At 39.7% G+C, this 14,654-nt stretch carries 12 protein-coding genes; 7 read left to right on the top strand and 5 right to left on the bottom strand.

Going from position 1 to position 14,654, the window contains the following annotated elements; all coding sequences use genetic code 11:
* Positions 1-128 precede the first annotated feature (128 nt).
* Positions 129-1,487 carry an acyl-CoA dehydrogenase family protein gene (locus JET18_RS10975; protein ID WP_202091026.1) on the top strand — a complete coding sequence of 453 codons (1,359 nt, stop codon included), beginning with the start codon at positions 129-131 and terminating at the stop codon, positions 1,485-1,487.
* Between the two features lie 89 nt (positions 1,488-1,576).
* On the opposite strand, the gene JET18_RS10970 is transcribed toward JET18_RS10975, so the two are convergent.
* Positions 1,577-1,954: a DoxX family protein gene (locus JET18_RS10970; RefSeq protein ID WP_202091024.1), complete on the bottom strand. Its 378-nt coding sequence runs from the start codon at positions 1,952-1,954 to the stop codon at positions 1,577-1,579.
* 159 nt (positions 1,955-2,113) lie between these two features.
* Between JET18_RS10970 and JET18_RS10965 the strand changes: the two genes are divergently transcribed.
* A complete protein-coding gene (locus JET18_RS10965; protein WP_202091022.1) occupies positions 2,114-2,365 on the top strand; it encodes a bacteriocin-like protein in 252 nt (83 codons plus the stop codon).
* Between the two features lie 115 nt (positions 2,366-2,480).
* On the opposite strand, the gene JET18_RS10960 is transcribed toward JET18_RS10965, so the two are convergent.
* Together JET18_RS10960 and lon are read right to left on the bottom strand one after the other, a co-directional pair.
* A complete protein-coding gene (locus tag JET18_RS10960; RefSeq protein WP_202091020.1) occupies positions 2,481-3,593 on the bottom strand; it encodes an AI-2E family transporter in 1,113 nt (370 codons plus the stop codon).
* Positions 3,594-4,091: 498 nt separating this feature from the next.
* On the bottom strand, positions 4,092-6,497 hold the full coding sequence (gene lon, locus JET18_RS10955) for an endopeptidase La (RefSeq protein WP_202091018.1): 2,406 nt from the start codon (positions 6,495-6,497) through the stop codon (positions 4,092-4,094).
* A 261-nt stretch (positions 6,498-6,758) separates the two neighbouring features.
* On the opposite strand from lon, the gene JET18_RS10950 reads away from it, so the two are divergent.
* From JET18_RS10950 to JET18_RS10930, 5 genes are all read left to right on the top strand, one after another.
* Positions 6,759-8,909, top strand: coding sequence for a peptidylprolyl isomerase (locus tag JET18_RS10950; RefSeq protein ID WP_202091016.1), 2,151 nt, complete (start codon positions 6,759-6,761; stop codon positions 8,907-8,909).
* Positions 8,910-9,037: 128 nt separating this feature from the next.
* On the top strand, positions 9,038-9,988 hold the full coding sequence (locus tag JET18_RS10945) for an MlaD family protein (protein ID WP_202091014.1): 951 nt from the start codon (positions 9,038-9,040) through the stop codon (positions 9,986-9,988).
* A gap of 7 nt (positions 9,989-9,995) precedes the next feature.
* Positions 9,996-11,333 carry a 4Fe-4S dicluster domain-containing protein gene (locus JET18_RS10940; protein WP_202091012.1) on the top strand — a complete coding sequence of 446 codons (1,338 nt, stop codon included), beginning with the start codon at positions 9,996-9,998 and terminating at the stop codon, positions 11,331-11,333.
* Between the two features lie 78 nt (positions 11,334-11,411).
* A complete protein-coding gene (locus JET18_RS10935) occupies positions 11,412-12,197 on the top strand; it encodes a (Fe-S)-binding protein (RefSeq protein WP_202091011.1) in 786 nt (261 codons plus the stop codon).
* 103 nt (positions 12,198-12,300) lie between these two features.
* Positions 12,301-12,789: a hypothetical protein gene (locus JET18_RS10930; protein WP_202091010.1), complete on the top strand. Its 489-nt coding sequence runs from the start codon at positions 12,301-12,303 to the stop codon at positions 12,787-12,789.
* A 21-nt stretch (positions 12,790-12,810) separates the two neighbouring features.
* Here the strand turns inward: JET18_RS10930 and JET18_RS10925 are convergent, their stop codons facing one another.
* Positions 12,811-13,419 carry an acyltransferase gene (locus tag JET18_RS10925; protein WP_202091009.1) on the bottom strand — a complete coding sequence of 203 codons (609 nt, stop codon included), beginning with the start codon at positions 13,417-13,419 and terminating at the stop codon, positions 12,811-12,813.
* Positions 13,406-14,638 (bottom strand): lipopolysaccharide biosynthesis protein, encoded by a 1,233-nt coding sequence (locus JET18_RS10920; protein WP_202091008.1) that lies wholly within the window; start codon positions 14,636-14,638, stop codon positions 13,406-13,408. The genes JET18_RS10925 and JET18_RS10920 overlap by 14 nt, the downstream gene beginning before the upstream one ends.
* Positions 14,639-14,654 lie beyond the last annotated feature (16 nt).

Here is a 14,654-nt window from a genome sequence, read left to right as displayed (position 1 = left end):
TTGTAAAGAAATATTTCTGTTTTAATTTGCTGTAAATGAGTGTTTTGTAAAATAAATACCGTTTTGTAACCTTGTTTTCGGAGCAATTTTTGCTTAACTTTTACAAATCAATCCCACAATACATTACTATGTCAAATACTTTTTCTAAAATCAGAAACGCAATAGACTTATTCAGATCCATAGATTTTGATCAGCTGAGTGCCATTTCCCAAAAAGTAGATCTGCCAAAGCTGATGCAGAATTTCTCCAAACTGGATGATAAGCAGCTGAACGGAATGATGAAAATGCTGGATCCCAACAAGAAAAAAAGAGAACTTCCCCCTATTGACGGAGATTTTTATGATATCTACCATACCCTGACCCCGGAACAGCGGGAGATTCAGCTTAAAGTAAGAGCCTTCATGGAAAAAGAAGTGAAACCTCTCGTTAATCATTACTGGCTAAGAGACGAATTTCCTTTTGAACTGATTCCCAAATTCCAGAAACTGGATATCTGCGGCGTAACCTATGAAGGATACGGCTGTCCCGGAATGCCTTTTCTGATGGAAGGCGTTATAGCCATGGAAATGGCAAGGATAGATGCTTCCATTGCGACATTTTTCGGGGTACAGTCCGGATTGGCTATGGGATCTATTTACATCTGCGGGTCGGAAGAACAGAAACAGAAATGGCTTCCGCAGATGCAGAAATTTGAAAAAATAGGAGCTTTCGGCCTTACCGAACCTGAAGTAGGGTCAGGAGCAGCGGGCGGTCTTACTGTAACCTGTAAACAAACGCCTGAAGGCTGGGTTCTGAACGGACAGAAAAAATGGATCGGAAATGCCACTTTTGCCGACCTGGTTATTATATGGGCAAGAGACCTGGACAGTGGTGAAGTGAAAGGATTTATCGTTGAAAAAGACAATCCGGGCTATTCCGTGGAGAAAATTAAAGGAAAAATGGCATTGAGAATCGTCCAGAACGGATTGATCACTTTAACAGACTGCCTTGTCACTGAAGAAAACCGCCTGCAGCACGCCAATTCATTTAAAGATACCGGAAAAGTACTGCGTATGACCAGAGCGGGAGTAGCGTGGATGGCTACCGGATGTGCAAGAGGAGCCTACGAAAGTGCCTTGCAGTATACCAGAACCAGAGAGCAGTTTGGAAAACCTATTGCTTCGTTTCAGATGATCCAGGGACATCTGGTGGAAATGCTTTCCAATCTTACCGCTATGCAGACCATGGTTTTCAGACTCTCTGAAATGCAGGATGAAGGAATTTTAAAGGATGAGCACGCCTCGCTGGCTAAGGTTTTCTGTACGCTGAGAACCCGGGATATTGTTTCCAGAGCCAGAGAAGTATTGGGAGGAAACGGGATTCTCCTCGAGTATGATGTGGCAAGATTCGTCGCCGATGCTGAAGCCATCTATTCTTACGAAGGAACGAAAGAGATCAATTCCCTGATTGTGGGAAGATCGATTACGGGATTCAGTGCATTTGTATAATGTGAATGGTGAATGGTCAATTTGCTTTGCAGTCAATTTTTATATTCGGCTAAAATTCACGATTGACCATTCACTATTCACAAATAATCCTAACTGATCAAAGCCTTATACTTCTCTCTGTTATCAATAATTACCCAGATGTTGATCAGGAACATCACTACAGAGATAATGATGCCTGTTTGATTGGGGTCTCTCCATACGTTATGAAGCACAATTCCTACCATAACAGGAAGAATGATGATAGCAGCAAGAGCTCTGGTTTTTGGGAAGATAAATAATACCCCGCCAACAATTTCTACAATTCCTACTAATGGCATCAGCCATCCAATTTCTATGAACGCAGCAAAAAGCTTCTCCTGTTCGGGAGTCAGCTTTGGCATTGGAGAATAATGCAGGAATTTATCAAGTCCGGCATTGATGAAAACCAATGCAAACAAAAGGCAAAGAATAAATTTTACGATTTTCATGATTGTTGATTTTAGATCAAATGTATAACAAAAATGATATTGATGGATTTATTTTTATTAAAATCTGTTAATGTTTCTGGTTTTTTCTCTATGTGTGGAATAATGTATCATTTCATTTGATATATTTGTTTTACAAATCAAACTAAATAAAAATCTATTATGTTGAAAAATCTTCAAAAACTGGATCGTGAGAATCTAAAGAAAATTAATGGAGGCGGAAAACCACCTATCTGTGATATCGGGCCTGTAGGCTGCCCTTGTAAAATTCCACCAGGAGACCCTTGTTTAGGCGGTGGTGGCGGTGGCGGCACTAATCCCGGAACGGATTTGGGATACTGCCCGGACAACCAGTCTTATATTCCGTGCGACCAGCTCTGTCCAAGCGGAATGAGCCCATTTTGCGCATTATAAAATTAACTATAGAAGCTGTTTCAACTGAAGCAGCTTTTTTTATAAATAATAAGTTTTGCAATTATCGGCCAGCACGTATTACTCATTACCGATTGCTCATTACTAATGATTTAGATCAGTCCATTTCTTTCAAAGTAATATTCTTAGAGATCTTATAGCTCTTTTTCTTTTTGTGTGGCTTTTCTTCTTCACCCAGCAGTTTTCCCCAGGGTTTTAAGCCGTCCACTCGTTCAAAAATAATCTTAATGATGGCAATAGCCGGAATACACAGGAACATTCCCGCAATTCCCCAAAGGTGTTCCCCTAAAATAATCCCGATAAAAGAAAATAAAGCATTGATCTTTACTTTTGAGCCTACCACAAAAGGAAGTACAATATTTCCATCTACAATATGTATCGCGATATATCCAATGGCTACATAAACGCAAGTAGAAGGTGTTCCGGTGGCAAAAGCAATAAAGCATGAGATTAAAAGCGAAATACAGATTCCCAGGTAAGGAATAACATTTAATAAACCCGTTAAGACCGCAAGAAGAACCGCATATTTTACTCCTAAAACTGTAAGTACGATTGAACAGAGTATGGAAACGATCAAAACCTGCAGGCAGAGTCCGAAAATATATTTCTTCGTCATCACCCTGATCTCGGTAACGACTTCCTGTACACTGGTTTTGTGTTTTTCGTTAAAAACCGTGACAATGAAATTATTAAGAATCCTTCTGTAATTCAAGATAAAGATAAAAAACAGAGTGAAAAATACGATAAAGCCAAAACCGCTTGAAAATATTCCGAAAGTAAAGCCAAGGATTACCCCCGAGGAAGAAAGCAGTTTATTAAGTCCCTGATTAATATAATCCAGCTGTTCGTCAATCTTTACATTGAATGTTTTTGAGATCCAGTGCTGCAGATTGTTGAAAACGGTGGTCATCTGCTCACGAAGATGCGGAAGGTCTTTGCTGAAATCAGAGAGCTGTGATCCGAAAAAATAGATAAGCCCCGATAAAATAGCCAGCATGATGAAAACCGACGTCATGGTAGATACAGATCTTGGAAATCTTAGTTTTCTTTCCATAAAAGTTGCAATGGGAAGAAAAAGCATGGCCATTAAAAAAGCCAGGAAAAAAGGTGCTAAAATACTCTGCCCAAGTGCCAAAAGGTAACCGAGACCAATAATGGAAATAACAACAAGGGTTAGATTGACGATAAAAGGGAGCTTAAGAAAGTTCATAATTTTTCAAATCTGTTGGATAAAAATAATAAAACCCAACTAATAACTATGCCGTTTTGGTTTAATTAACATAATTATTTTGATGAAAAAGCAGATGAATAGGGAAATGTGGTATGTGTTTTTCAATTTTGAACTTTGATTCTTTAGTAGTTTAAAATAATTTTTATCTCCCGCTGATTTTGCAGATAAAGCAGATTTTAGAAATAACTCATAAAAATCTTTTGGCTTTCTAAACTTGAATAATCTTTATGGATGTTATTTATTTAAACCATTAAGAGCAGTTAAGTTTTTAAGAATATTAAGCTGAGCTCCGCTTTAAGAAGAAATGAAGCTGAAAAACTTTGATTTTTTTATAAAACTTAGGTGTACTTCCTGTGCATAACATATTCACTTAACTAAAGTGTTCAAAAGCGTTTGTGCCTTTTGTGGTTCAATAAAAAACGCATCCCAAATATAATCTGAGACGCGTTTCCTTATTGAGAGTTGATATGTTATGGATTATTTTTCTATAGCAAAGTCAATGACTTCCTCCATTCTGTTGACATAATGAACAGTCAGGTTTTTAAGATAATCTTTCTTGATTTCTTCCACATCTTTTCTGTTCGCTTCACATAGAATCACTTCTTTTATGCCTGCTCTGGTGGCTGCAAGGAGTTTTTCCTTGATTCCGCCTACAGGAAGTACTTTTCCTCTTAATGTTATTTCTCCCGTCATCGCAAGATGAGGTTTTACCTTTTTATTCTTGAATGACGAAACCATTGAAGTAAGCATGGCAATACCTGCAGATGGTCCATCTTTAGGAGTCGCGCCTTCCGGAACGTGAACATGGATGTTCTTTTTGTCCAGATCTTCCTGCGGGATTCCAAGGTCATCATGTCTGGCTTTGATATATTCCAGAGCGATGGTTGCAGATTCCTTCATCACAGTTCCCAGGTTTCCGGTCATCGTAAGACCTCCTTTTCCGTTGCTTAAAATACTTTCAATGTATAAAATATCTCCACCAACACTGGTCCAGGCTAAACCTGTTACCACACCCGGAACTCCCGTGATCTCAGAAAGACTTTTAGGTCTTGGAACACCAAGGATCTCATCTATTTTTTCAACCGTGATTTTGGGATTATATTCCTTCATCAGAGCGGTTTGTAAAGCAACCCATCTCGCGATGGAAGCAATTCTTTTCTCCAATGTTCTTACCCCGCTTTCTGAAGTGTGTGCTTCAATGATATGTTTAAGTTCAGGATTGCCCAGTTTAAATGATTTTGCATCCAAACCGTTTTCTTCCTGCTGTTTTTTAATTAAATGTCTTTTCGCAATTTCTGTCTTTTCCTCCATCGTATAGCCTGCGATCTGAATGATTTCCGTTCTGTCCAGAAGCGGAGTCTGGATCGTGGAAAGGGAATTTGCGGTAGCAATAAACATCACTCTGGACAAATCATACCCCATTTCCAGGAAATTATCGTAGAACGCTTTATTTTGCTCCGGATCAAGAACTTCCAGAAGCGCAGAGCTCGGATCGCCGTGAAGACCTTGCCCGATCTTATCAATTTCATCCAGCACAATCACCGGATTGGAGGTGCCTGATTTCTTGATAGACTGCAGAATTCTTCCCGCCATCGCCCCGATGTATGTTTTTCTGTGTCCGCGGATTTCACTTTCGTCATGAAGCCCGCCCAGAGATAATCTTACATATTTTCTTCCCAAAGCATCAGCAACAGATTTTCCCAAAGAGGTTTTTCCTACTCCCGGAGGCCCTACAAGCAATAGAATCGGGGATTTCATGTTGTTTTTTAATTTTAAAACAGCCATGTGCTCAAGGATTCTCTTTTTAATATCTTCCAGTCCGAAATGGGCTTTATCTAAAGTTTTTTCAGCTTTGGCGATATCAAAAACATCTTTTGTGTAGGTTTCCCATGGAAGATCCGTGAAGAAATCAAGATAATTTCTCTGCACGTTATAATCCGGAGCATTAGGGTTCTGGCGTTGAAGCCTGTTGATCTCCTTCTGGAAATGGTCTTCCACTTCCTGGTTCCATTTTTTGGCTCTTGCTTTGTTGAGGAGGTCTTCCACATCACTTTCCGGACCGCCTCCCAGCTCATCCTGGATGGTTCTGATCTGCTGGTTCAGGAAATATTCCCTCTGCTGTTTATCTAAATCTTTTGAAGTTTTCTGATGGATCTGGTTTCTGAGTTCCAGCTTTCTGAAATCCTCATGCATCATTTCGTAGCACTTGTTGGCTCTTTCTATCAGGCTTTTTTCCTCCAGAAGTTTTTGCTTTTCAACGGAAGGAAAACTGGCATTGGTGCAGATGAAGTTCAGAAGATCATCATTATTGCTGATATTCTTGATCGCAAAATTGGCCGCATTCGGGATATTAGGATCAAGTTCAATGATCTTTAACGCTAAATCCTTGATATTGTCCAGCAAAGCTTCGTATTCTTCCTTGTTTTTCGGGCGGGAATCTTTCAGTTTGGTGATTTCCGCTTTGAAATAAGGCTGGCTTTCTACGATCTTTTTGATCTTAAATCTGTGAAATCCTTTAGTGATAGCCGTGATATTGCCTTCAGGAAGTTTAATGATCTTAATGATCTTGGCAAGCGTACCGGTTTGGTACATATCTTTCTCTGCAGGCTGCTCCAGATCTGAGTTTTTCTGGCTTACAATACCAATGAAATCACCGTTTTTCTGTGCTTCTTCAAGAAGGTGTATCGATGCTTTTCTTCCCGCAGTAATAGGAATTACTACGTTGGGAAACATGACCATATTTCTTACAGGAAGTATAGGGAATATTCTCTGTTCGGAATTCTTATCGGTCTCCGAAAAGTCTGAAAGATTGATCTCTTCTGCTACAATGTCAAATCCATCGCCGATCATTTCCTCTAAACTCATATCTTCAAATTCTGTCATACTTATATAAAATGACAAATTGTCATCTTCGTTTTAAATCGTTAAAATGATATTTTACAATATGCGCTGAAAACGTGCAGCGTATTATGGTTCCTTAAATTGCACAATACCTATGCCATTTGTTTTTTGCTAAAAAATATGGTCAAAATTTCCTTTTTTCAATAATCTTTCATTTTAAAAATTAAAATAAAGGACTTCTGCTTCTCTAATTTCTTAAAAATGTGTATTTTCGCAAACTGATAAAAAACTATAATATATAAAATGGCAATTTTAGGACAGATTAGGAGTAAGCCTTGGCTTTTGATGGGAGTGATCGCATTGGCGCTTTTAGCGTTTCTCGTAAACCCGGACAGTATCGACAAGGTTTTTGGAAAAAATCCTGATGTTTTAGGAAAAGTAAACGGTGAGAAAGTCACCCGCGAAGAGTTCAATGATCAGCTTTTCGTACTGCAGCAGCAGGCTGAACAGCAAGGCCGTCCAAAAACGGGACTTGAAGAGCAGGCATGGCAGTTACTTGTACAATCTAAACTTATCAAGCAGCAGTTTGAGAAATTGGGCTTTGAAATGACAGATGATTATTTCTGGAACCAGATCCAGTACGATCAGATGTTTGCCCAAAACAAACAGTTCTTTGATGAGAAAGGTAATTTTAAAACTCAAGAGCTTAAAAAAGAGATTGAAACATTAAAAAACACCAATCCTGAACAATACAACCAGTGGTTGAAAACCAGAAAAACTGTAGAATACAGATTGATGGCAAGACAGGTGTTTACTAATATTTCTGCGGGTATCACTACCGGTAAGAAAGAAGCTGAAGAGATCATGAAACAGAGAGATCAGCTGGCAGACATCGATTTTGTAAAGATCGATTATGCTGCATACCTTCAGAAAACTAAGATCAACGTTACTACAGCAGACCTTGAAAACTATATCAAACAGCACCCGGTAATGTTCAAAGCTGAACCTAGCAGAAACATCGGAGTTGTTTATTTCCCTTCCAAACCAAGCCCTGCAGATGATGCAGCGACTCAGAAGGAAATCAATAAACTTTTCTCAGGGGGTACAGATGCGAGCGGAGGTACGGAGAACTTCCAGAATACAAAGAATGACTCTATGTTTGTAATGGCTAATTCTGATATGCCGTTCAACAACCAGTATTCAGCGCCAACCCAATTGCCACAGACTATCCAGGGACAGATTGCTACTGCCGCTATCGGGCAGACTTTCGGACCTTATAAAGAGCAGAATTTCTATGTAGTTTCAAAACTTTTGGATAAAAAGACTTCAGATTCTACATTGTCAAGACATATCCTTATCGCTTTCAAAGGAAGTCCTGCGGGAGAAGGAGTGACAAGATCCAAAGAGCAGGCTAAAAAACTGGCAGACTCTATCGGAGCTATTGTAAAGGCAACTCCAGCAAGATTTACAGAGTTCCTGAAGCTTTCTAATGATCCAAGTTCTGCAGCTCAGGCAGGAAGCTTAGGATGGACAACTCCGGAAACGCCTTTCGTTCCTGAATTCCTTACCTATCTAGCAAACAATCCTAAAGGGGCTACAGGCGTGGTAGAAACACAGTTCGGATACCATATCATCAATATTGAAGATAAAAAAGCAGGGGCAATGAGCTATAAAGTAGCTAACCTTGTAAAAGAAGTGAAGCCATCAGAAGCTACAGAAGCAGAATCTGATAAACAAGCGAGAAGATTCATTCAGCAGGTTCAGGGGAAATCTTTCAACGATTTCGTGAATATTGCTAAAAAAGGAAACTATCAGTTCTCCAATCCTAAAACAGCTAAAAGATTTGACGGACAGCTTCAGGGACTTGGTACTGATAAAGACGGAGAAATCTTAGCATGGGCTTTCGATAAGAAAAGATCTAAAGGAGATACGGAATTCTTTACCGTAGAAGGTACGGGAGATAAAATTGTGGCTTATCTTAACGGAAAACAGGAAGCAGGTCTTGCTGATCCTGAATCTGTAAGAGACCAGATAGAAGTGATCGTTAAAAACAAGTTGGCTGCAAAACAGATCTCTGATAAAATTGCAGGGGCTAAAGCTTCAAACCTGGATCAGATCGCTAAATTATTTGCTTCTACAAAGCAGGCAGCTCAGGTTAACATGCTTAACCCTACAGTAGCTGGTGCTATGGAGCCTAAAGTAGCTGGTGCTGCTTTCGGAGTTGCAAAAGGAAAACTTTCTAACCCTATCGAAGGAGGAACAGGAGTTTATGTATTGATTAAAAAATCAGAAACAGTAAACAAGCAGCCGGGTGACCTGAAGCAGTTTACAGAATCTATTACCCAGAGAAGTGCAGGAATGTTCGGGCAGGCCTGGATGAAGAGCCTTCAGGATAATGCAGATATCGAAGATTACAGAATCGAGATCTGGAGCAAGATTGGAAATCAACAATAAGAAATTATTTTTTATCAATATAAAAGCGGCAGAATTTTCTGCCGCTTTTTTTGTATTTAACGCAGAACAATAAAGAAAAAGATTAATTTAAAATGTGCTATATTTGCTCATTAGAAAAAATTTAGCAAGTGAAGTTGAGTAAAGAATTAAAAGCTGGTGTCATTGCACTTTTAGCTATTGTAGGCTTTGTGTTATTGTTTCAATTCATGAAAGGGAGAAGCCTGTTTACTACCGATAATATATTTTACGCAAAATACGATAATGTAGAGGGGCTGGCACAGTCTTCTGCAGTTTCCATCAATGGTCTCAAAGTAGGGCAGGTCGATAAGATCATCCCGAAAACAGCCAAAGACGGAAAGATCAGTTTTGTCGTAAAAATTACTGTGGACGACAAGTTCGAATTTTCCAAAAATTCTACCCTTGAAATCTTTGAACCGGGACTGATGTCCGGAAAAGAAATGAGAGTAAACCTGATGTACGGCGGTACCACTGCAAAAGACGGAGATACCCTTCAGGGTGCCTTCAAACTGGGAACTCTGGGAAGTCTTTCTTCTCAGGTAGGACCTGTGAAAGATCAGCTGCAGACTGTTTTACACCGTGTGGACTCTTTGATGGCGAATGCCAATCTTTTGGTTGACGGGCAGAACAGAGCTGAGATCAAGGCATTGCTGTCCAATCTTAATAAAACAGTAGGTGCATTGCAGACTACGGCAGGAAGTGTGAATACCCTTGTAGGAAACAATGATCCTAAACTCCAGAAAGTACTGGATGAGGCCAGCGTTACGATGCAGAGCGGAAAAGTGACTTTGGATAAATACGGTAACCTTGCGGAAAGCATTGATACCAAAAAGCTGAATGCTACAATTGCCAATCTGGATGCTACCGTTGGAAAACTTAACCAGGTTATTGCCGGAGTTGATAACGGACAGGGAAGCTTAGGAAAACTAATGAAGGATGAGCAGCTTTACAATAATCTGAATTCCGCCTCTACGAATCTGAATTCCCTGATTGAAGACATGAAAGCCAATCCTAAGAGATACATCAATTTCTCAGTTTTCGGTAAGAACAATAAAGACTAATCACCTTATGCAGTACATCGATAACATTATTTTTCTGATTTTATTAGTTGCTGGTTTTGGGCTCTTTGCAAAAAGCCTGCAAAAGATTTACAGAAATATCAGATTAGGAAGAGAAATCAACAGAAGCGACAGGAAAGCCGAGCGCTGGGAAACCATGGCCACTGTGGCAATGGGCCAGAGCAAAATGGGAAAACGTCCTGTAGCAGGTATTCTTCACCTTTTTGTGTATGTAGGTTTTGTGATTATCAATATCGAGCTGATAGAAATTATTGTAGACGGAATCTTCGGAACCCACAGATTTTTAGCTTCAGTTTTCGGACATACTTTCTACAATTTCTTCACCGCAACACTGGAAGTCCTGGCTTTGCTGGTTGTGATTGGAGTAGTGGTATTCTTTATCAGAAGAAACTTTTATGGGGTTAAAAGATTAACGATGAAAGAGCTTTTCGGATGGCCTAAAAATGATGCCAACTGGATTCTTATCATTGAATTTGCCCTGATGGTGGCTTTTTTCAGCATGAATACGGCAGATTATATTCTGCAGATGAGAGGTGTTCTTCCCGAACATGGAAGTTTCCCGATCAGCGAAATCACATTGGTTCCGTTTTTAGAGGTTTTCAGTTTTGATAACGGATTCCTGATGTTTGTTGAAAAGGGAGCCTGGTGGTTCCATTTCGTGGGGATTCTGTTCTTCATGAACTATCTGTATTATTCAAAACACCTGCATATCATTCTGGCATTTCCAAGTACATGGTTTGCTAATCTTGATAAAAAAGGACAATTCAATAATCTGGACTCTGTAACCAAAGAAATCAAATTAATGATGGACCCCAATGCTGATCCTTATGCCGCTCCGGCTGAAGGGGATGCTGCCGAGGTTCCTTCTAAATTTGGAGCAGAAGATATATTCGATCTGAACCAGGTACAGCTGTTGAATGCCTATTCCTGTACAGAATGCGGAAGATGTACTTCTGTATGTCCCGCCAATATCACCGGAAAAAAGCTTTCTCCGAGACTGATCCTTATGAAAACAAGAGACAGACTGGAAGAAGTAGGCAGAAATATCGACAAAAACGGAAAATTCGAAGACGACGGTAAGAAGCTTCTGAATGACTATATTACCAAAGAAGAACTTTGGGCGTGTACCACATGTAATGCATGTACAGAAGCATGTCCTGTATTGCTGGATCCGCTTTCTATTATTTTCGAAATGAGAAGATTCCTCGTGATGGAGCAGTCCGCTGCCCCTCAGGAACTGAATCTGATGATGACGAACGTAGAAAACAATGCTGCTCCATGGCAGTATAATCAGGCTGACCGTCTGAATTGGGCAAATGAAAATTAATCGAACAATGTAAAATAATGTAACAATGTAACAATCATTGGTAAACTGGTACATTGGCATATTGGTAAATTTGAAGAAATGGATTTCAACATAAAAACAATGGCAGAATATGCTGCCGAAGGAAAGGCCCCTGAAGTTTTATTTTGGGTTGGGTGTGCCGGAAGTTTTGACGACCGCGCCAAAAAAATTACAAAAGCATTTTGCAAGATATTAAATAAGATCAATGTTGAATTTGCGGTTCTGGGACAGGAAGAAAGCTGTACCGGAGATCCTGCAAAAAGAGCGGGAAACGAATTTGTTTTCCAGATGATGGCCCTTACCAATATTGAGGTCCTGAACGCTTATGAAGTGAAAAAGATCGTTACGGCCTGCCCTCACTGTTTCAACACCCTTAAAAATGAATATCCAAGTTTGGGCGGACACTTTGATGTGGTTCACCATACCCAGTTCCTGAAAACATTAATGGAAGAAGGAAGACTGAAGATAGAAGGAGGTGCTTTCAGAGGAAAAAAGATCACATTCCATGATCCTTGCTACCTGGGAAGAGCCAACGACGAATATGAGGCTCCGAGAATGCTTCTTGAAAAGCTGGATGCCGAGCTGGTAGAAATGAAACGTTGCAAAACCAACGGTTTATGCTGTGGTGCAGGAGGTGCACAGATGTTTAAAGAGCCGGAAAAAGGGAATAAAGACATCAATATTGAAAGAACGGAAGAAGCTTTATCTTTCCAGCCGAAAGTGATCGCTACAGGATGTCCATTCTGTAATACCATGATGACAGATGGAGTAAAGCATTTCAACAAAAACGAAGAAGTAGCTGTAAAAGATATTGTAGAACTTCTTGCTGAGGCGGAAGATTTGTAACAGCAACATTAAAGATATATAAAAACTCAAGCGCAGGCTTGGGTTTTTGTTGATTATAAACTCAGGAATATTTCTTAATTTTATACTTTAAAATTGACAGGATATGAAAATTGAAGAATCCAGCATCGTAGAAACCAGCGACTACAGAGTCATTATATACCCCGCATCAAGACCTTTTGAAACCAAAGAGGCGAAAGTTATCACCGAGAAATTATTCGATTTCCTGGCCACATGGGCAGCACACGGAAAACCGCTTGCTTCCTCTTTTAAAATTGAAAAAAATCAATTTATCGTGGTGTGTGTAGACGAAGAGAAAGAAATGGCTTCAGGATGCAGCATTGACGCCTTAGGGAAGATCATGCGTGAAATAGATGAAGAATATCAGCTTGGACTTTTCGACAGAATGAAAGCCAGCTTTGTACACGATGATCAGGTAAAAACCCTGAAACTTCAGGAATTTAAATCTCAGCTGAGAAGCGGTGCACTGCCGAAAGACATCCAGGTTTTTGATTTCTCTAAAAATACCTATCTGGACTTTTTAAGCCATTTTCTTTTACCATTGGAGAAAAGCTGGGCGGCAGGAATTGCTTAAGCAGCTGTAAAAAATAATCAATCAGAACTTTAGATTGAAGCCTTCAGGCAGTTTTCTGTTGAAAACCGTCTTTGTAAAGTCTTCAATGTAAGGTTCTTTTTGTTTGATGACCTTACACGGATTTCCTACTGCAATTGAGTTGGATGGAATATCTTTAGCCACAATAGAGCCCGCTCCGATCACTACATTATCACCGATCTTTACCCCCGGAAGGATTACAGAATTGGTTCCTACAAAAACATTATTTCCGATAACAATCGGGCCGCATGCATCGTGAATGCTGTGATCATTATGGTTATGGTTGGCCGATATCAGAGACGTTCCCGCCCCGAAACCTACATTGCTTCCTATAATGATGCCGTTATTCGCCTGAATGTAAATATTGGGATTATCACCCGGATCGCACATAATTCCTTTCTTAATATTCAGGTGTCCCCTGATTTCCGAAGTAAAATGCACCGGCCACGGAACTTTTCCGTTGATCCTCAATATTTTTTGCGGAACTAAATACGTGAAAAAAAGCACATGGGGAAGAAGATAGTCGTACTTCTGGCGGTAATATTCCGGATAGAAAAAATTATTAATTCTATGGAAAATCTGGTATTCAATAAATTTTTTAATCGGATTCATTTTTCTTCAGAATAAACATAATGTAAAAATACAAAAATCCATAGCCTACAAACAAAAGCAGGGAGAAAATACCTACCAGATAGCTGATTCCTTTCTCCTTTCCAATGAATATGGCGGCAATATTGGCCAGGAAAAGATAAATATTAAAAACCAATGCAACGTTATTCCGTTTTAAAATCGTTAAAATATCCGAAATAGGATTGATAAGGCTTCGGGTAAGGTATCCGAAGGACATCAGGAAGATAAACAGCCCCAGATGTTCCCAGTTTTTATTGAAAAACATTTCCAGAACAGGAATTCCGGCTACGTTGATCAGAATGTATAAAGCCAGGATAATATAAAAATTCATCAGGCTCATTTTTTTGGTATACGCAAAAAGCTCACTTCTGCTTCGGCCTCTGTTATTGATCTCCGCGGCTCTCGGGTAATAAACCGTGGCGATGGAGGATGAGATCAGCAGCAGCGGAACAGACATTATTTTTACTGCTAAAGAATATTCTCCCAGCAGCGAATGTGCAAAATAAAGCGAAATCAGGATCGGCATGATATTATTTCCTAATGCATTGATCAGCGTAGAAGGGTAGGAGTATTTAAAAAGCTCCGGCCGTTTTTTAGCATTGGCAAAATACCTTTTGAAATCCGGTTTGGCAAAATAGGTCCGGGAATAATAAAGGGCGGCAAGAAAAGCAACGATATAGCCTATCAGACTACCGATCACCAGACCGTTTTCTATTTTAATAAAGACAAATAAAACCTGAAACAGAAAACTCACCACAGAATCTATGATCGTGAGTACCGAAACTAATTTGAAGAGCTTTTTTTTAGCCAGCAGAAACTTCGCATTATTGGTAAAAAGGTAAATGAAGCCCGTAAATATCCCCAGAAATAAAATGTTTTTAGGAATATCAAAAGGAATCAATACCAGCAGGAAAGCCAGAAGCATCACTCCGGCGGAAATAATACCGGCTGCACTGAAATTGTTATTCACGTCCTGTTCATTTCCTTCCAGCATGATCATATGTTCCTGTGCGAGGCTCAGCACCACCGTGAAAATGCTCATAATGCTGAGATAGATGCTGAAGATTCCGTATTCCGAGGAACCGTAATATTTTGCCAGCAAAAGACCTCCGATCACCAGAACGAACTTGGAAATAAAGTTTCCTTTAAAGATCGTGGTGATGTGGCTGCCGTTTAATTTTTTGAGTTTGTTTAAAAACATGGTAAAATATTACGAG

It is taken from the genome of Chryseobacterium endalhagicum (assembly GCF_016745235.1).
In the GTDB taxonomy this organism is placed as follows: Bacteria; Bacteroidota; Bacteroidia; order Flavobacteriales; family Weeksellaceae; genus Chryseobacterium; species Chryseobacterium endalhagicum.
The sequence above is the reverse complement of the archived record's forward strand: the minus strand, read 5'-3'. Positions and strand labels throughout refer to the sequence as shown.